11 protein-coding genes are annotated in these 19,379 nt (G+C 71.1%); all 11 read right to left on the bottom strand.

Going from position 1 to position 19,379, the window contains the following annotated elements; translation table 11 throughout:
- Nucleotides 1-32: 32 nt before the first annotated feature.
- Genes G569_RS0123570 through G569_RS50945 form a run of 11 tightly spaced genes read right to left on the bottom strand, consistent with a single transcriptional unit; the run spans nt 33 to nt 19,324 of the window.
- Nucleotides 33-4,628, bottom strand: coding sequence for a N,N-dimethylformamidase beta subunit family domain-containing protein (locus G569_RS0123570; RefSeq protein ID WP_028065248.1), 4,596 nt, complete (start codon nt 4,626-4,628; stop codon nt 33-35).
- Nucleotides 4,628-9,430, bottom strand: a complete 4,803-nt coding sequence (locus G569_RS0123565; protein WP_157592252.1) for an Ig-like domain-containing protein — start codon at nt 9,428-9,430, stop codon at nt 4,628-4,630. Before G569_RS0123565 ends, G569_RS0123570 begins: the two co-directional genes overlap by 1 nt.
- On the bottom strand, nt 9,427-11,181 hold the full coding sequence (locus G569_RS0123560) for a glycosyltransferase family 39 protein (RefSeq protein ID WP_028065246.1): 1,755 nt from the start codon (nt 11,179-11,181) through the stop codon (nt 9,427-9,429). The genes G569_RS0123565 and G569_RS0123560 overlap by 4 nt, the downstream gene beginning before the upstream one ends.
- A 23-nt stretch (nt 11,182-11,204) precedes the next feature.
- Nucleotides 11,205-12,497, bottom strand: a complete 1,293-nt coding sequence (locus G569_RS0123555; protein WP_028065245.1) for a lipopolysaccharide biosynthesis protein — start codon at nt 12,495-12,497, stop codon at nt 11,205-11,207.
- On the bottom strand, nt 12,494-13,486 hold the full coding sequence (locus G569_RS0123550) for an NAD-dependent epimerase/dehydratase family protein (RefSeq protein WP_028065244.1): 993 nt from the start codon (nt 13,484-13,486) through the stop codon (nt 12,494-12,496). The genes G569_RS0123555 and G569_RS0123550 overlap by 4 nt, the downstream gene beginning before the upstream one ends.
- Nucleotides 13,483-14,808: an FAD-dependent oxidoreductase gene (locus tag G569_RS0123545; protein ID WP_028065243.1), complete on the bottom strand. Its 1,326-nt coding sequence runs from the start codon at nt 14,806-14,808 to the stop codon at nt 13,483-13,485. Before G569_RS0123545 ends, G569_RS0123550 begins: the two co-directional genes overlap by 4 nt.
- Nucleotides 14,805-15,545, bottom strand: a complete 741-nt coding sequence (locus tag G569_RS0123540) for a glycosyltransferase family 2 protein (RefSeq protein ID WP_028065242.1) — start codon at nt 15,543-15,545, stop codon at nt 14,805-14,807. Before G569_RS0123540 ends, G569_RS0123545 begins: the two co-directional genes overlap by 4 nt.
- Nucleotides 15,545-17,014 carry a sugar transferase gene (locus G569_RS50955; protein ID WP_053226873.1) on the bottom strand — a complete coding sequence of 490 codons (1,470 nt, stop codon included), beginning with the start codon at nt 17,012-17,014 and terminating at the stop codon, nt 15,545-15,547. The genes G569_RS0123540 and G569_RS50955 overlap by 1 nt, the downstream gene beginning before the upstream one ends.
- A 23-nt stretch (nt 17,015-17,037) precedes the next feature.
- Entirely contained in the window at nt 17,038-17,667 is a 630-nt protein-coding gene (locus G569_RS0123530) for a response regulator transcription factor (RefSeq protein WP_084285432.1), read from the bottom strand.
- Nucleotides 17,664-18,965 carry a nucleotide sugar dehydrogenase gene (locus tag G569_RS50950; protein ID WP_064750433.1) on the bottom strand — a complete coding sequence of 434 codons (1,302 nt, stop codon included), beginning with the start codon at nt 18,963-18,965 and terminating at the stop codon, nt 17,664-17,666. The genes G569_RS0123530 and G569_RS50950 overlap by 4 nt, the downstream gene beginning before the upstream one ends.
- Before the next feature lie 20 nt (nt 18,966-18,985).
- Nucleotides 18,986-19,324 (bottom strand): ferritin family protein, encoded by a 339-nt coding sequence (locus tag G569_RS50945; protein ID WP_037498601.1) that lies wholly within the window; start codon nt 19,322-19,324, stop codon nt 18,986-18,988.
- Between the last annotated feature and the right edge of the window lie 55 nt (nt 19,325-19,379).

Below are 19,379 nucleotides of genomic sequence, written 5' to 3'. Positions count from 1 at the left end.
CCAGGGCCGTTCCTAACCCCCCGTAGATGGCTTTATGAGCCCACCACCGCGCGGTTCATATCCGTCTGGATCTCGCCCGCCGAAAGCGCGCGGTTGTAGAGCCGGACCTCGTCGATCTTGCCCGCGAACCACTCGGGCCAGATCGAGTTGCCGCCGATCCGCAGCGCGCCCGTCGACGTCGTCAACGACCCGGTCATCGCCGTGCTCGAGACCTGCACGCCGTTGACGAAGAGCCGCAGCGTCAGCCCGTCGAACACACCCGCGAGATGCGTCCAGGTGTTGGCGGGGACGGCAGCGGTGCCGCGGGTGTCGAACTCGGACGACGTGAAGCCGTGGAAGGAAGGCCGGCTCGCGTCCATGTTCGCGTACAGCGCGTACACGAGCGCGCCCGGCTGCTCCTTGAGCACGGCGGTCCGCCAGGCGCTGCCGCCGGCGGTCGTCGGGTTCACCCACGCCTCGATCGTCATCGCCGTCGTGAAGTCGAGCGAGTTCGCGTCGGGGATGCTGATCATGCCGCTGGTGCCGTTGAACGTCAGCGCGGAGCCGAACTTGCCGGCGCCCGCGGCACGGGTCACGCCCGCGTTCATCGTCCCCGTGTTGCCCGCCGACGACGAGTCGGTCGCGGTCGTGCCGCTCGCCTCCTCGAAGCCGTACGCGCCGACCAGGCCGGACGTGTCCGGCGGCAGGTTGTTGACGGTGACGACCACGGGGGCCGACGTCGTCGAGTTGCCCGCCGCGTCGCGCGCGGTCGCGGTCAGCGTGTGCGAGCCGTTCGCCACGGTGAACGTGTCCCACGCGCGGGTGTAGGGCGAAGCGGTGAGCTCGGTGCCGAGCGCCGCCCCGTCGACCTTCAACGTCACACCCGCGACGCCCACGTTGTCCGACGCGGTCGCCGTGACGGTCACCGAGCCGGACACCGTGCCCGCGGCGGGCGCGGTGAGGCTCACGGTCGGCGCGGTCGTGTCGGCGGTGGCGGTGCCGGAGAACTGGGCGGTCGGGGCGCTCTCGTTGCCGATCGCGTCGACCGCGGTCACGCGGTAGAAGTACTGCCCCGCGGCCAGCGGCTGGTCGACCAGCGACAGCCCGGTCGGCGAGCCGATCCGGTTGCCCGCGGCCGGCGTGAAGCCGTCCGTGATCGAGCGGTAGACGTTGTAGTGGTCCACGCCGACGTTGTCCGTCGACGCCGTCCAGCTGACCGTCACCTTCCCGAGCGCGCCCGCCGCGGCCGGCGAGCCGGGCGTCGTCGGCGGCGTCGAGTCCGCCAGCGCGTCGCCCTGGACCTGCGGCGAGAACGGGCCCTCGTTGCCGACCGCGTCCACCGCGCTGACGCGGTAGTAGTACGTCCCCGCGGCCAGCGGCGTGTCGTTGTAGCTCAGGCCGGCCGGCGTCGCGATCCGGTTCCCCACCGCGGGCGTGAAGCCCGACGTCGTCGAGCGGTAGACGTTGTAGTGGTCGACGCCCACGTTGTCCGTGGCCGCCGTCCAGCTCAGCGCGACCTTCGCCAGCGACCCGGTCGCGGTCGGCGTCCCGGGCGCGCTCGGGGGCACGGAGTCCGACGGCACGACCGGCGTGTTCATGTCGGTCGTGATCTCGGCCGCCGACAGCACCCGCCGGTAGATCCGGACCTCGTCGATCCGGCCGCTCAGGTACTCGCCCCAGACCGAGTTGCCGCCGATCCGCAGCGCCGACGTCGAGTTGACGATGTTGCCGGTCACGGCCTTGGAGGACGTCTGCACGCCGTTGACGTAGTACCGCAGCGTGGTGCCGTCGTAGGTCGTGGCGAGATGCGTCCACGTGTTGGCGGCGACCTGGGCGGTCCCGCGCGTGTCGACCTCTGAGCTCGTGTAGACGTGCCCGCTCGGCCGGTTGTTGTCGGTGTTGGCGTACATGCCGTACGCGAGGCCGCCGGACTGCTCCTTCATCAGGACCGTCCGCCACGCGGCGCCGCCGGCGGTCGCGAGGTTGACCCACGCCTCCATCGTCAGCGCGTTGGTGAGGTCGAGCGAGTTCGCGTCCGGCACGTTGACGTAGTCGTTCGAGCCATCGAACGTGATCGTCTTGCCGAACTTGCCCGTCGTCGCCCGCACGGGGCCGTTGACGAGCGTGCCGGTGTTGCCCTTGCCGGAGGAGTCGGTCACGGTGGTCCCGGTCGCCTCCTCGAAGCCGTAGGCGGCGACCAGCCCGGTCGGGTCGACGGTGACGTTGACCGGCGCGGACGTCTGCGTGTTGCCGGACGTGTCACGCGCGACCGCGGTCAGCGTGTGCGGGCCCGCCGGCACGCCGGCCAGCGCCCAGGTGTAGGCGTACGGCGCCGACGTGTCCTCGGAGCCGAGGTTGTCGCCGTCGAGCTTGAACTGCACGCCCGCGACGGCGGTGTCGTCGGACGCCGCGGCCGTCAGGTTGGCGCTGCCGAGCAGCGTCGCGCCGTCGGCCGGCGCGGTCATGGCGACCGAGGGCTTGGTCGTGTCGGGCGGACGCGTGGTGAAGCTCCACGTGACGGGCGCGCCGAGCGCGATCCCGTTCGCCGCCGCCACCGCCGTGCTCAGCGTCGCCGTGTAGGTGGTGTTGAGCGCCAGCGGGGAGGAGGGCGTGAGCGTCGCGGTCAGCGACACGCCGTCGTAGCTCACCGTCGCCGGCACCGAGGTCGTGCCGGGGCCGGTCAGCGTGAACGAGCCCGACGTGATCGTCGCGCCGTTCATCGGCCGTGAGAAGACGGCCTTGACCGTCGTGCCGATGTCGACGCCCGTGACGTTGGGCGCGGGCAGCTTCTGCGTGACCAGCGGCGGCATCGTCGGGTCGTCGAGCACCATGCCGGACATCGGCGTCTCGGGGTAGACGCCCATGTCGACGAGGATGTTCGTCGTCGCCTGCTGGATCTTGGCGTTGGGCTCGCCCTCGTTGCGGTTGTTGATCCCGAGGCCCCAGTTCCAGTGGTTGGTGCCGGTCGAGACCACCAGCGCGCCGCTGGCCGCCGTGTACTTGCTCATGTTCGAGTTCGTCGAGCCGCGCGCCCAGACGCCGCCGTTGTCCTGGAGGATGTCGCCGGATGCGGGGGAGGCCGAGAGCGTCACGATCCCGGGCGGTTCGAGCCCGTTGCTGACGCGCGCGTCCCACTCGTGGCCGATCAGCGAGGTGCCGACCGTCGCGGTGGCGCCGTTCGCCTGCGTGTCGAGGCCCGTGTAGCGCCAGATGCGGTCCTTCCCCTGCGCCGAGGTGACCTTCAGCGGGAAGTAGGTGTAGGCCTCCTGGCCGACGTACATGCCGCCGGTCAGGGAGTTCTCAGGCTTGTTCGGGCCGGCCGGGTCGCGCCAGGTGCTGGTCGAGATCCCGCTCGGGTCCGCCGGACCGCTCTGCGCGGTCTTGTAGGACACGAGCGTGCGCCTAGCCGCGCCCGACACGATGCTGGGCTCGAAGCGGACCTTCCAGTAGACCTCGTTGGCGCCGGTGAAGAACAGGCGCGTGCCGGCGTCGCGGGCCTGCTCGAGGGCCGTGCGCATCGCCGCCGAGTAGTACTCGTCGTGCGCGCCGGAGATGAACACGCGATGGTCGCGGACCTCGGAGCCGGCGACCTCGAGGTTCGAGACGGCTTCGTAGGAGATGTCGTAGCCCATCCGCTCCAGCCACGACACCGACGCGTAGTCGCTGAACGTGTACCAGTCCTTGCCCACGCCGTCGTGCTGGTTGTTGTATGGGCGGTCGAAGGAGACCTTGGCCGCGCGGCCGGTGCCGGTGACGGTCGTCACCGACGTCGAGTTGTGCGGGTACAGCGACTTGCCGCCGTAGGAGTTGTAGGCCTGGTAGGTCGTGTCGGGCACGCCGTAGAGCACGTCGGAGTGGCGCTCGTCGTCGCGGACGACCACGAGGGCGTGCGTGTCCTCGTGGGTGTCGTTGCGCGCGACGCGGATCAGGTAGACGCCCGACGGCCAGTTCGCGCTGGTCGTGATCGTCTGGTCGACGTGCCACGCCGAGCAGTCGTAGAGGCCCATGTTCGTGTCGCTCGTGCAGCCCGGCTGCGACGACACGGGAACGCTCGGGATCATCGCGAACAGCCGCGCGCCGGTCCCGCCGTAGTAGCCGCTGCGGTAGATGAACATGTCGACCGAGGACGTGCCCGGGGCGGAGACCTTGATGTCGACCGAGCCGCCGTGGTCGATGCTCGAGGCGGTCGCGTAGGCGTAGATGTTCGGCTGGCCGCCGTAGCCGACCTCCCACCCGGTGTTGCCGGGCAGGCAGTTCTCGCGCACGACGACGTTGGCGCCGGTGCAGGTCGCCGCCTTCGGCGTGGCCTGCACGACGCGCGAGTTGGCCGACTCGACGCCGCTCACGATCGCGCGGACGGCGTAGTAGTACGTGGTGCCATTGGCGGGGCCGATGTCGGTGAACGACGCCGGCGCCAGCGGGTCGACGGGCGTCATCGGGCTGCCCATCAACGGGGTGGTCACCGTCGTCGCGGTGGCGCCCCGGTAGACCTTGTAGCCGGTCGCCCCGGCCACGGGTTGCCAGGAGATCTCGACGCGTCCGTCGAGCGCCATCCCCGTGACGCCCGTCGGAGGCGCGGCGGCGGCCACGGCCGGAGCCGTGATCGCCACCGCGAAGAAGGCGACGAGCGTCACGAGGAGGCGTCGCATCACTTCACCACTGCGTCGATGCCGTAGTTGCTCGAGCCCCAGTTCTGCGTCGGGAACGCACCCGCCGCATCGCCGTAGACCCCGTTCTGACCATCCGCCACGCTCGAGAGCGGACCGTTCACGAGCGGCGAAACGAACGCGTACGTCGACATCGTGAAGGTGTTGTTCATCCCGACCGAGACCGTGTACGGCTGGCCGGGGGTCAGCGGCAGCGAGACGGGCAGCTGGGCTTCCTGCCAACCCGAGCCGGTCTCAGTGCCGAACGCGACGCTGGCGAGCAGTGTGCCGTCAGCGGTCCAGACACGTGCCATGTGGCTCCCCGTTTCCGCGGTGTCCTTGAAGAAGCGGACGGCCGTCAGGTGCGCGGGCTGGGAGACCTGCACCTTGACGCCCATCTCCAGCGACCACGGGCCACCCGCGGCCGGACGGCCGTTGGCGGTCGAGAGGCCGCTGTACTGCGGCATCAGCGGGACGTTGTCGAACAGGCTGCAGGGGCAGTGCGAGGTCGTGAACGTCCATGACTGCGCGGCCAGCGAGAGGTTGACCGAGCTCTTGACGTCGCTCGTCAGCTCCGCCGTGTACGTCGTCGACGCGCTCAGCGGGTCGGTCGGCGTCAGCGTCGCGGTGCGGGTGAGCGGCTCGTAATCCACCGTCGCCGGGACGACGTCGCCGCCCGGCGCCTTCAGGCGGAAGCTCGAGCTGGTGATCGAGCTCGCGGACATCGCCTGGTCGAACGTCGCGGTGACCTCGGTCGAGGTCGACAGGTTCGCCGCGCTCTGCACCGGCGAGGTCTGCGTGACCACGGGAGCCGCGGGCGGGATCGTCGTGAACGTCCACGTGATCGCGGACGCCAGCGGCGTCTCGTCCTCGGACTTGATGCCCGTGGTCAGGCGCGCGGTGTAGCTCGTGCCCTTGTCCAGCGCGGACGTGGGATCGAGCGTCGCGGTCTGCGTGTCGTCGTCGTAGCTCACCGTGGCCGGGACGGAGTGCCCGCCGGCGTCGGTCAGGGTGAACGTCGTCGCCCGCAGGGTCGACGGGTCCAGACGGCCGGCGAACGTCGCCGTGACGTCGGAGTCGATCGACACGCCGGTCGCGCCGCTGAGCGGCGTGCGCGACGCCACCGCCGGCGCGTTCGTCGGGACGCTGGGCAGACGCACCACGCCGTCGACGAAGTAGTTCGAGCTCTGGTAGTCCTGGTTCGGGAACTGGCCCGCGGTGGGGTTGTAGACCCCGTTGTGGCCGTCGGCCACGCTGCGCAGCGGCCCGCTGGTGAGCTGGCTGGCCAGCCCGCCGTAGGTGCGGACGTACGTGTTGTTGAAGCTGACCGAGATCGTGTACGTCTGGCCCGTCTGCAGGGTCAGCGGCACGGTCAGGGCCTGACGCTGCCAGCCCGCCGTGGTCTCGTTCTGGAACGTCACCGACGCGACCACCGCGCCCGCGCTGTTCCACACGCGCCCGACGTGCGTCCCGGTCTCCGTCGAGTGCTTGTAGAAACGCAGGGCCAGCAGCTGCGAGGTGCTGGTCACCTGGATCTTCTGACCGAGCTCGTAGGTGAACGGGCCGGGGCCGGAGCGGAAGTCCTGCACCGGGCCGCTCCAGTCCGGGGTCTGGTAGGTCAGCAGGTTGCACGGGCAGTTGGCCGTGGTGAAGCCCCACGTCCGCGTGACGGGCAGCGGTTCGCCCGTGGTCGTGCGGATGCCCGTCGTCAGCGTCGCCGTGAAGTGCGTGCCGGGCGCCAACGCCGCGAGCGGCGTCAGGATCGCCTTGCGGGCGGCGGCGTCATAGGTGATGGTCGCGGCGATCGGGGCGCCGCCGTCGGGGGTGAGGGTGAAGTTCTGGCCCGTCACCGTGCCGGGGTCGACCGGGATGTCGAAGCTCGCCCGGACCGTGGCCCCGGGCGCGACGCCGACGGCGGCGTCGGCCGGGAACGTCCCGGTGAGCTCGGCCGCGGGCGGCGGGCTCGCGGCCGTGGTGATCGTCCACGTCGCGGCGTCCAGCGGCGCGCCGTCGGCGGCGTGCACGCCGGAGACGTCGGCCTCGTAGGTCGCACCCACCGACAGCTCGGCGTTGGGGACCAGCGTCGCGGTGCGGTCGGTCGCGTCGTAGCTGACCGTGGCCGGGACGAGCGTCCCGCCGGCGGTCCGCAGCTCGACCGCGCCGGACGGCAGGCCGCCCGCCTGGATCGGGCGCGAGAACGTCGCGCGGACCGCCGCCAGCGGCGAGATGCCGGTGGCGCCGGAGGTCGGCCAGGTGGAGGTCACCTTCAGGTTCTGGTTGGTGGCGAACGCCCAGGTGACCTGGGCCGCCATCGGCGTGCCGTCGCCGTTGGCCTGGATGCCGGTCGTGGCCGTCACCGTGTAGTTGGTCGACTCGGTGAGGCGGCTGGTCGGCGTCAGCGTCACCGTGCGGGTGGCGTTGTCGTAGCTGACCGCGGCCGGGACGGCGGCGCCGCCGGCGGTCGGCCGGACGGAGAACGTCGACGTGGTCACCGTGGACGCGTCCAGGCGCCGGTCGAACTTCGCCGTGATCGTGGTGTCGCTGGGGACCGCGGTCGCGGAGGCGGCCGGGGTCTTGGCGACGATCTGCGGGGGCGTGCCCTGCCCGGCCGTGTAGCTGAACACGGTCGGCGCGGCCGGCGCGGCGCCGGTCCAGCTCTTGACGCCGGTGCCGACGGTCACGGTGTAGCCCGTGAACGGCTCGAGCGTCTCGTCCGGGTCGAAGGTCAGCGTCTTGCTCGCCGCGTCCCAGGACAGCGTGCCCGTGACCGTGCCGCCGCCGTTCTCGGTCAGCGTCACGTCCGAGCTGTCGATCGTGCTCGGGTCCAGCTCACGGTCGAACTTGATGTCGATGTTCGCGGTCAGCGAGGCGCCGGACGAGCCGTTGGCCGGCGTGGTCGAGCTGACGGCGGGCGCGCCCGTGGTGTCCTCGACCATGCCCGACGTCGGGGTCGTCGGGTGGACGTCCATGTCCGACAGGACGTTCATCGTCGCCTGCTGGATCTTCGAGTTGGGCTCGCCGTCGCCGTCGACGTTGAGCGCCAGGCCGCGGAACCAGTTGTTGGTGCCGGTCGAGAAGACCTTCGCGCCGCTGGCGGCGGTGTAGATCGTGCTCTGCTGCGTGGCCGAGCCGAACGTGTACGCGGCGCCGTTGTTGAGGACGAGGTTGCCCTGCACCGGCGAGGCGGCGATCGACTGCAGGCCGGCGGGCTGGAGGCCGTTGTCGAACGGCGCGTCCCACTCCCAGCCGACGAGCTGGGTGCCGACGTTGGCCGAGGCCCCGTCGGCCTGGCCGGCGAGCGACGTGTAGCGCCAGACGCGGTTCTTGCCCTGGGCGGCGGAGACCCGCAGCGGGAACGCCTGGGCGGAGTTGTCGCCGATGTACTGCTGGCCGATCAGCGCGTTCTCCGGCTGGTTGGGCCCGGCCGGGTCGCGATAGGTCGAGGTGGACGTGCCGCTCGGATCGACCGGGCCGCTCTCGATCGTCTTGTACGTGACCATCACGCGGCGGGCGACGCCCGATGTCGGGCTCGCCTCGTAGCGGACCTTCCAGTACATGGCGTTGGCGCCGAGGAAGAACAGCGACGTGCCGTGATTGCGCGCCTGCAGGGCGGCGTCGCGCATCGCCTGCGTCCAGTACTCGTCGTGGGCGCCCGAGATGAACACCTTGTGGTCCTGGAGCTGGGCGCCGTCGGCGTCGAAGTTCGTCGAGTCCGTGTACGTCGCGTCGTAGCCCTGGCTCTCGAGCCAGCCGACTGCGGCGACGTCAGTGCGCAGGTAGAAGTCGTGCGAGCGGTAGTCGCCCGTGGACTGCACGAACGGCTTGTCGAAGGAGACCTTGGCCGCGCGGTTGGCGCCGGTCACGGTCGTCGGGCCGTCGCTCTGCGCGGTGTAGAGCGACTTGCCGAACCAGTTGTTGTACGCGAGGTACGTGTTGGTCGGGACGTGGTAGAGCACGTCCGAGTCAGAGCCGTCGTTGCGCACGACGAGCAGGACATCGGAGTGGTTTCCGTTGTCGTCGCGGATCAGCTTGAGCAGGTAGACGCCCGAGGTCCAGTCCGCGCCGGTCGTCAGCGTGAACGAGACCGGCCAGTCGGCGCACTCGATCAGGCCCGTCGGGTCGGTCCCGGCGCTGCCGGCGCAGCCCTGCGGGGCGTCGCCCACGAGGCCCTGGATCGAGCCGATCAGGCGGCCCTGCGTGCCGCCGTACCAACCCGTCCGGTAGATGTCGACGTGGTAGGAGGTCTCGGCCTTGGACTCGACGCGCACGTCGACGCTCGCGCCGGCGTTGACGCTCGGCGCCGACGTGAAGCCCTCGATGCCGTCCGGGTAGGCGGGCGAGTTGTCGGTCGTCTTCCAGGCGGTCGTGCCCGGGAAGCAGTTCTCCTTGACGACCGCGTTGCCGGTCGAGCAGGAGGCGGACTTCGGTGTGACCTTCGCGATCTGCGAGGCGGCCGAGGAGCCCTCGTCGGACACGGCCTTGACCGCGTAGAAGTAGGTCGTGTTGTTCGCCGCGCTCGTGTCGGTGTACGACGTCGCGGTCAGCCCGGAGGGCGAGATCTGGGTGTTGATGGCGGCGGCTGACGTGCCTCGGAAGACGGCGTAGCTGGTGGCGCCGCTGGACGCCTTCCAGGACAGCGCGACCTTGCCGTCGAGCGCGATGCCGGCCGTACCGGCCGGCGTCGGCGGGATGCCGGCGGCTTGGGGCGCGGAAGCGGAGATCGCCGCCACGAGGGCGGCGATCGCAGCGAATGCACCGAGGCGGGCGGTCAGCCGCGCCGATCTAGAACGGGGGCCTACGTTCATGGACTCCTCCTGAGCCAAGCGTCGATGGCCAGGGCGTCCTGCCCCGGTCCGGCCACGGTGGCGACGCGCACGAAATCGCGTCGCACCCAGGCCGCCAACTGGCGATCGAACGTGGTGCCGAAGGCACCGTGTCGGTACAAGGTAAGGGGGTTGCGGTCGATCAGCACGAGGCGGACGTCGCCCATGCGGCGGATCGCTGCCTTCTCGTCTGCGGGCGTGGGGAGAGCGCCCGGGAGGAGGCTGAGCTGGGGGAGCGGGTCCTTACGGCCCGACATCACATACAGCGAGCTGAGCTGCGGGGCGACCAGGATCGGGTCGCCGGGCTTGGTCTCACGGGCGATGATGTCCAGCGCGCCCTGAAGCGCGACGGCATCCTGCGGCGCGGCGGTCAACGTGCCGTGCGGCCCGTGGGCCTTGGCGGTCTCGGCGCGTGCGTCATGCAGCGCGAGACCGGCGCTACCCACCACCAGCAGGGCCAGCCACGCGAGCCCGAGGACGCCGGTGCGGTCCAGGACGCGGGTGTGCAGCCATGCCAGGAAGACGCCGACGAGCGGCAGCAGGTAGGGGGTCGCCTCCGGGAAGGCGGCGTTGGGGAAAGGCTTGAACGACGCGTAGGTGGACGCGGCGGCGGCGGCGAGCAGCAGGCAGACCAGCAGCGGGCCGCGCTCGGCGTCCGCCCAGCTCCCGCGACGGCGGCCGCGCCAGGCGAGCGCGAGCACGGCGATGGCGACACCGGCGGGGATCCACGCGTAGGCGAACTCGAGGTAGTAGCGGATCGTCTCCGGCCGCTTGACGAGCACGGCGACGAAGGCGAGGCCGGCGAGCCCCGCGGCGCCGTACGCGGCGAGCCGCAGTGCGCCGCCCTTGGCGATCGCCCAGGCTCCCGCGAGCATCGCGCCGATGCCGGCGGCGTAGAGCGCCGTGTACGCGAGCAGCTTGGCGACGCTGCCCGGCGTCTTGGGCGCGTGCGAGTCGAGGATCACGTGCCCGGCGGCCGCGACGAACGCCTTCGGGTAGAGGTTCACCGTCAGCAGCTCGTTGAGCCCGACCTTCGCGGCGAAGACGCCGTAGACGAGCGCGGGCAGGGCGAGCGCGGGGGCGGCCAGCGCGAGCGCGTCGCGGCGGTCCGCGGCGCGGTGATACAGCGAGAACGCCATCCAGACCGCCAGCGAGCCGTAGAGGGCGAGCGCGATCTCGGGGCGGGTCAGCGCGGTCAGCCCGGCGAGCACGCCGGCGACGACGAAGCCGCGCCGGCCCTCCCCGCGGCGCACCAGCGCGAGCACGACGCCGAGCACGAGCACGATCCCGAGCGGGGCGGACGTGCTGTGCGGCAGCACGTAGGAGTTGTTGGCGCTCGACAGCGCGGCCGGCGCCACGAGCGCGGCGGCCAGGCCGGCCGCCGGGGCGCTCACGAACGTCCGCGCGAGCCGGTAGGTGAGCCCGATCGCCAGCGCGCTGATCACGAGCCCGAGCACGACCGCCGGGGCCACGCCGGTGCCGACGATCGCGTAGATCCCGCCGAGCAGGAAGGGCGAGACGGGGCCGTACCAGTACGTGTAGTCGACGTACGGCAGCTCGCCATGGGCGGTCCGGCTCGCGGCCACGAGGTCGTAGCCCGTGTCCATCGCCGGGTTGCCCCAGGTCCCCCACATCAGCGCAGCGAGCGCGATCGTCCAGATGACCAGGCCCGAAAGCACGACAGCGTCCCCACGGACCTCGGCGACCGAGGTCGCCGAGCGGGGGACGGACATGCGCGTTGGATGCAGGGTTGCGCTCATTCTCGTTCTCTCCAGACGAGGGTCATGAGCAGCGCGCCGACGAGTACGCCGGCGGCTGCGAAGCCGATGCAGACGCGGGTGAACGCGTCGACCGGCAGGAGAAGTTGGGTGGCGATGAAGACGGCGGTGGCCATCGACCAGCGCCAGGCGGCGGAGCTCGCCTCGTCGCGTGCCAGCAGGGCTTGCGAGAAGGTGCTGGCGGCGAGGAAGCCGCCGATGCCGATCGCCAGCAGCGAGAGGTCGCCGCGGGTGGCGTCGAAGCCCGAGCCGTAGAGGACCTCCATCGCGAACGGACCGGCGATCAGCGCGCCGATCGCGCCTGCGCCGGCGACGCCGACGCAGATCAGGGCGACGTTGACGCAGGCCTTGTGCATGCGGGCGAAGTCGCCGTTGGCCTGGTAGGTCGTGAAGTTGGCCAGCAGCGAGGCCGCGACGCCCTGGAACAGGAACACGGGCGCGCGGACGAGCAGCGCGGCGGCGAACAGGACGCCGGCGGTGGCGGCCGCGCCCTCCTCGCCGCGGATCAGGACGATCAGCGGGCCGCCTGAGAGCAGGATCTGCTCGCAGCCGGCCATCACCGCGGCGGGCGCGGCGAAGCGGGCCGCGGCGCGGAACGCGAACGGCGCGCTCTCGGCGCCGGTCACGCCGCCGGCGCGCCGCAGCGCGGTGCGGTCGCGCGAGAGCAGCGGAGCGATCGCCCCGCCGACCGCGGCGGCGGCGATCGCGATCGCCGCCAGCGTCGTCGAGGCCCAGATCAGCAGCGGCAGCGCGACCACGAGGCGGATGCCGCCGTCGGCGAGCAGCACGAGGCCGTAGCCGCCGAACCAGCGCACGCCGCCGGCGAGGCCACGGGCGAAGTAGGACAGCGCGTAGCCGGCGAGGCCGGCGACGAGCGCGACGGTCAGCTCGGGCCGGCCGCCGAAGAGGCGGTCGGTGAGCGGCTCCCAGGCCGCGACGCACGCCAGGCAGGCGGCGACGGCCACGCCGCCGCCGAGCCAGGCGGTCGTGCGGATCGCGGCACGGGCGTCCGCGCCGCGGGCGACCAGGTCGGCCACCGTGCGCGAGACCGTCTGCTCGAGCGGGCGGAACAGCAGCACGGCGACCAGGAACATCCCCGCCCAGAGGGCCCCGACGGCGGCGAACGCCTCAGGTCCCAGGGCACGCGCCGCCAACACGTTGAACGCGTAGGCGAGCAGGCCGGAGCCGACCGTCCCGGCCGACAGCAGCGCGGCGTCGCGCTTGCCGGCCTTCGGGGACGGGTTGGCGTCCTGGACGGGGAGGGTGGTCACGCCGCCACGCGCTCCTCGCGCAGTGCCTTGTGCCAGGCGATCGTCTTCTCGAGGCCCTGCTCGAGCTTGACCTCGGCCTTGAAGCCGAGGATGCGCTGGGCCTTCTCGGTCGAGGGGACGCGGATCTTGACGTCCTGGTAGTTGCCGCCCATCGACTCGTAGCTGACGATCTTCGCCCGCAGCGGGCCGTCGAAGCCCATCGCGGTCTGGACCGTCTGCGCGAGGTCGATGATCTTCACCGGCTCCTCGTTGGCGATGTTGATGACCTCGCCGACCGCCTCGGGCGTGGCGAGGGCGCGGACGAAGCCGTCGACCGTGTCGCTGACGTAGGTGAACGAGCGGACCTGCTGGCCGTCGCCGTGGATCTCCATCTCCTTGCCGTCGAGGAGGTCCTCGAGGAAGACGGCGAGCGGGCCGCCCCACCAGCTCGGGTGGTTGCGGGCGCCGTAGGCGTTGAACAGGCGCAGGATCGAGACCTTCAGGCCGCGCTCCTCGTGCATGCGCAGAGCGAGGTGCTCGTCGAAGTACTTCGACGCGGCGTAGCTCCAGCGGCGGCTCGTGGGCGGGCCGAGGACGATCTCGCCGTCCTCGCGGAAGGGGGTCTCGGCGTTGCCGTACACGTCGGAGGTCGACGTGAAGACGACCGGCACGTCGAGCTCGAGCGCGACGTCGAACGCGGCCTGCGAGCCGTCGACGTTGACGTGCATCGTGTTCAGCGCGCCACCGAAGCGCGGGATCTTGCACGCGGCGAGGTGCATGATGCCGCCGACGTCCTTGAAGTCACGCGTCAGGCGCGCGCTGTCACGGCAGTCGTACTCGAGCAGCTCGAAGCCCGGACGCCCGAGGATGCCGCGGAGGTTCTCCGGGCCGCTCATCGAGAAGTCGTCGACCCCGATGACCTTGCAACCCTCGTCGAGCAGGCGCTCGACCAGGTTGGCGCCGACGAAGCCGGCGGCACCCGTCACGCCGACTGTGGCGGGGAGGTTCATGCTGCACTCCTTTGCTCTGCGATGTCCGTGGAGAGCCGAACGAGGACCTCGCCGGCGACGTGTTCGGCGACCCCTGCGATGGCCTGGCCGTGAACGATGTTTGGATGGACCCGCGCCGATGACGCCACGGCGAGACCGGGCGCGGCGAACACGGGCGGGATGCGGTTCTCGACGCGGGCGACGTGGACCGGCTCGGCGACGCGCGCACGCGCGACCTGGCTGGCGATCACGTCCTCGCGACGGAAGTCCGGGAACAACGTCTGCACGTGGCCCAGGAACTCGTCGGTGATGTCCTCGTTCGAGCGCTCGAGGTCGGCGCTCGTGGACTTGACGTACTTCGGCACGTAGATCAGGTGACCCTCGACGGCCTCGGGATCCACCACGTGGGTGGTCTCGACGACGCTGGTGATCGGCACGCGCCGGTCGGTGATGTTGATCGCGTAGTACGGGCTGACGCTCTTCTTCACCCGCGCGACGAGGCAGACGATGCCCATGTAGCGCAGCGGGTCGGCGCCGAGCTGGCGCTCGAGCTCCGGGTCGAGCAGGCCCTTGAGGTTCGGGCGCAGCTGCGTGGTCACGACGGTGTCGTGCTCGCGCAGGCCCTCCTCGGTGACGACGCCGATGGCGCGGCCGGTCGCGGACGCCGGGATGTGCCGGACCGGAGTGCTCGTGTGCACGCGGCCGCCCATGCCCTGGATCCGCTCGGCGAGCCGGTCGACGAGCGCCTGGTAGCCGCCCTCGATCGCGCCCATGACCTCGCGCCCGCCCTTGGAGCGCGTGCCCGCGGTGCGGCGCATGCGCGACCACAGGTACGTGGCCGGGAGGTCGTCGAAGCGGCCGTCGAACTTGGAGTCCAGCAGCGGCGCCCAGAGGCGCTCCCACAGCCGGTTCCCGCTCTTTGCGCGCGCCCACTCCTCGATTCCGATCTCGTCGAGCGCCTCGTGGTCGGAGATCCGGCCGCACGCGAGGACGAACGCGGCGAGCCGCGCCTTGTCGTCGACCCGCAGGCCCGGGAACTTCAGGACCTCGAACGGGGTGGACATCGAGCAGCGGCGCCCGTCGTGGTAGAAGCCCACGCCGAGCGGGCGCCAGCGGATGCTGAGCCCGAGGTCCTCCGCCAGCGAGACGACCTTGTGGTCGGTCGTGGTGACGCAGTGGTAGTAGCGGTCGACGGCGACGCCGCCGATCCGCGTGGAACCGGCGAGGCCGCCGAGGCGCTTGTCGGCCTCGTAGACATCGACCTGCACGCCCTTGGAGGCGAGCTCATAGGCGATGCCGAGGCCGAGCAGGCCGCCGCCGACGATGCCGACGCTCTGGCTCATGCAGAACCCCGCCGCGAAGCGACCTGGCGGGTCATCATCCGCGCGTAGCCGGCCATCGTCGGCAGCACGCGCATCTTGCTCTCGCCCTGGCGGTTGGCCCAGTCCAGGGTGACCGGCACCTCGGCGACGCGGGCGCCCAGGCGCGAGAGCTTGATCAGCAGCTCGGCCTTGCACGCGAAGCCGCGCTCGCGGATCAGCGCGTCGCCGTGCTCGGCGTAGCCCTCGCGCAGGATCGACGAGCGGTAGACGCGGAAGAAGCTCGACACGGTGCTCGCGTCCAGGCCGGCGCCGCGGCGGATCGCGCTCGACGCCGCCTTGGACAGGAAGCGCCGGTGCGCCGAGACGTTGGCCAGCTGGCCGCCGTCGTGGTGCGAGGCGAGCACGATGTCCGCGTCCTGGGAAGCGACGAAGAGCATGCCCTCCAGCGCGTCCAGGTCGGACGTCGTGTCGGACTCCATCGTGATGATCAGCTCGTCCTCGTCGCAGACCTCGAGCGCGCGGCGGAAGCCGGCGTCGAAGGCGCGGCCGGGACCCTGGTTCTTGACCTGCTCCAGGACCTCGAGCGGCAGCCCGCGCCCCTCGGCGCGCGCGACCTCGACCGTGCGGTCGGAGGAGCCGTCGTCGACCAGGATGATGCGGCCGCCGTCGCGCCACAGCTCCGGGCGCGCGGCGAGGTCCCGCATCAGGTTCGGGACGTTGGCCTCCTCATTGAAGGCCGGGACCACGATGACGGGCATTAGTACGCACCCTTCCGCCCGAGCACCGTCGGGATCGTCCGTAGCAGGATCTTGATGTCCCACCACAGGGACCAATTCGTCACGTAGACGTAGTCGAGCTTGACCATCTCGTCGAACGGGATGTCGTTGCGGCCGAGGACCTGCCAGAGGCCGGTGATGCCGGGGGTCGTGTCGAGCCGGCGGCCGGCCCAGCCGGTGATCTGCTCGGACTCGTGGACCACGAACGGGCGCGGGCCGACGAGCGACATCTCGCCCTTGAGGACGTTCCACAGCTGCGGCAGCTCGTCCAGGCTGGTCTTGCGCAGGAACGCGCCGACCTTGGTGATGCGCGGGTCGTTGGCCATCTTGAACAGCGGCCCCGCGCCTTCCATCTCATTCAGATGCGCCATCGCGAGGCGCTGGGCCTCGGCGTCGGCGACCATCGTGCGGAACTTGACGATCTCGAACTCGGTGCCGCCGCGCCCGTGGCGCTTCTGGCGGAAGAACACCGGGCCCTTGGAGTCGACCTTGACCGCGACCGCGACCGCGGCGAGGACCGGGGTGAGGATCAGCAGCCCGAGCGCGGAGGCGACCAGGTCGATCGCGCGCTTGACCGTCCGGATGCTGCGCGACAGGCGCATCGGCGGCAGGCTCACGACCGGGATCCCCTCGAGCTCCTCGATCGTCGCGTTGGACGCGAACAGCTCGGAGTAGGACGGGACGATCGAGAGGTGCACGTCCGGGCGGCGCACGGCGCGCATCAGGTCGAGCATCTCGCTGGTCGGCTCGGCGGTCGCGGCGACGACGACCCAGTCGACCTCGAGCGTGTCGATGAGCCGCGGCAGATCGCCCGGCTCGCCGAGGACGTTCGGGCCGCGCTCGTCGTCGACGAACCCGATCACCTGCAGGCCGAACTCGGGATGCGCTTCAAGCTTCTTCTGCACGACGCGGCCCTCGAGGCCGGCGCCGACGATCAGCGCGCGGCGCGGGCGCAGCACGTTGGGCAGGACCCAGGTCCGGACGCACGCGCGGCCCAGCGGGATCAGCACGAGCGCGAACGCCAGGAACATCGCCGCTTCCAGCGGCGAGTACAGCGACCAGTCGAGCAGCTTGGCGCCCCCCTGGCCGGCCACGAGCAGCACGAGCGAGCCCGCGAGCAGCGCGTGGAAGAGGTCGGCGACCTCGTCCAGGCTCGCGGGCGCGATCGCCCGCGTCTGGCGCTCGTAGAGCCCGTAGGCCCCGAACAGGGCGGGCCACATCGCCACCACGCCGACCGCGAGCGCCACGAGGGCTCCGGTCGGGGCGATGAACGGCGCCTCGTCGCCGATCTGGTCGGCGGCGAGGTACGTACCCGCCAGCGCGAACACGACCGCGATGACGTCCACGATCAGCAGGCCCCAGACGCGACCGCGGCCAAGCCCGCGGGCCTCCGAGGCGCGCGCGGGCAGGCGCAGGGCGGCGGGACCGCTCGTGAGCGGTTCAGCCTCCACTGTCATCAGATTCGGATCGGTGTTCAGGACGCCAGCCGCTCACGCGGCGCCGTCAGGTTGTGCAGGTGCGCGTAGCGGCTCGCCTCGGTGCGGTTGGCGACGCCGAGCTTGCGGTAGGTGTTGGAGAGGTGGAACTTCACCGTCTGCTCCGTGACCCACAGCTCGCGGGCGATGCGGCCGTTCGTGTGGCCCTCGGCCACGAGGCGCAGGATCTCGAGCTCGCGATCGGTCAGCGGGCAGTCGTCCTCGACGACCGCGGCCGGGCGCTTCTCGAAGCGGTGCACGACGTTGCCGTGGGAGATCTCGCGCAGCAGCGTGCCGAGCGAGACCGGGTGAACGGTCTTGGAGACGACGGCCTGGGCGCCGGCCTCGAAGGCCTGCTCGAGCCAGTCGGACTCCATCTGCAGCGTGAGCAGCATCGACTTGGCCTGCGGGGCCTCCTCGGCGATCTCGCGCAGGCGGGCCAGCGCGTTGTCGGCCTCCTGCATGTCGTCGACGAGGACGACGTCGGGGCGGAGCTCCTGGAGCGCGTTGCGCACCGAGCCGCGGCCGTCGAAGAAGCCGACCACCTGGAAGCCGGCGGTCTGCCGCAGTGCCAGGCGGATGGCCTGGACGACGAACGAATGGTCCGCCACGATCATAAGACGCTTCATGCCGCCACCTCCGTGGGCTCGATCTCGTTGTCCCGCTTGGGCAGGACGGCCATCTCCATCGGGGGCCTCGCTGCCGCCCGAGTGGTGCGGGTGACCCCGCGGTAGTCGACCGTGGGCACCTGCGCCGCGATCGCGTTGTGGTCGATGCCCGGGTGGGCGGTGACGATGAGGGCGATGTCCGCGCCCTCGAGCGCCGCGTCCAGCGGCGTGTTGGCCAGACCGTACTTCGGCAGTTCCGGGACGAACTCGTCGTGGTAGACGACCTCGCCGCCGAGCGACTGCAGGCGCTCGATGATCTTCAGGGACGGCGACTCGCGGATGTCGCCCACGGCGGGCTTGTAGGCCACGCCGAGGATCGCGATCTTGGAGCCGCGGACCGCCTTGCCGTTCTCGTTGAGGGCGCGCTCGGCGCGCTCGACGCAGACGTACGGCATGTTCTGGTTGACCTTGCCGGCGAGCTCGATGAACTCGGTGGAGAAGTCGTACTCGCGGGCCTTCCAGCTCAGGTAGAAGGGGTCGACCGGCAGGCAGTGGCCGCCCATGCCCGGGCCCGGCTCGAAGCGCATGTACCCGAAGGGCTTGGTCGCGGCGGCGTCGATCACCTCGTAGATGTCGACGTCCATGCGCTCGGCGAGCATGCCGAGCTCGTTCACGAGCGCGATGTTCACGCTGCGGAAGATGTTCTCGAGGAGCTTCGCCATCTCGGCGACCTCGGGGGTCGAGACCGGGACGATCGACTCGCAGACCCTGCCGTACAGGCCCTCGGCCTTGGCGGCGCAGGCGGGCGTCAGGCCGCCGATGATCTTCGGGGTGTTCGCGAGGGCGAACTTCTCGTTGCCCGGGTCGACGCGCTCGGGCGAGAAGGCCAGGTGGAAGTCGACACCGGCCTGCAGTCCAGTCTCCTCAAGGATCGGGAGCAGGCGCTCACGAGTCGTCCCGGGGTAGGTCGTGGACTCCAGGACGACCAGCTGGCCGGCCTGCAGGACGTCCGAGACCGACTGGGCAGCGGCGAGGAGCGGGCCGAGGTCGGGCTCGCGGTTGGCCGTCAGCGGGGTGGGGACGGCGATGATGATCGCGTCCGCGAGGGCCAGGCGCGACGTGCGCGTGGTGGCCTCCAGGTGCGAGCGAACGGCGGCGAGCTGCTCCGACGGGATGTCCTCGATGTAGGACTCGCCGCGACGGATCGAGGCCACCTTGGCCACGCTCGTATCCACGCCGATCACGCGCTCGCCGGCCTCGGCGAATGCGACGGCCAGCGGAAGGCCGACGTAGCCGAGTCCAACGATGCCGACGGTCATGCTTCCTCCTTGACGATGGCTCATGCGATTTCCTCACTCCGTGCCTGGTCCTGGCCGAGGCGGGCGTGCAGCCCGGCCATCAGCTCCGCGATCTGCTCGCTCTCCGCGGCCCGCAGGTTGCGGAAGAGCTGGGCCGTTTCGGGGTGGCCATCCTGGGCCGCCTCGAATTCGAAGACCCGGTAACGCGCCCGCAGCTCGAGGTTGAGCGTCAGCGCCCGCAGCAGGTTCTGAAGGGTCTGGTCTGCTCCCTGTGAATCCCGCAGCTCGCGGAGGCTGTTGCTCATTCCGTGGTCACCCCGTCGGTTGGACACGGTGAGCAGCGTCGCGGCTAGACCATGGTCGTGGAAGGTGGTCTTCACCTGGGGGGGAGAGGCGCGTTCCTCTGCCCCGAGGGGGGTACTACTGACCCACTAA

The organism is Solirubrobacter soli DSM 22325 (assembly GCF_000423665.1).
Classification (GTDB): Bacteria; Actinomycetota; Thermoleophilia; order Solirubrobacterales; family Solirubrobacteraceae; genus Solirubrobacter; species Solirubrobacter soli.
This window is presented reverse-complemented; position numbering and strand designations above follow the sequence as displayed.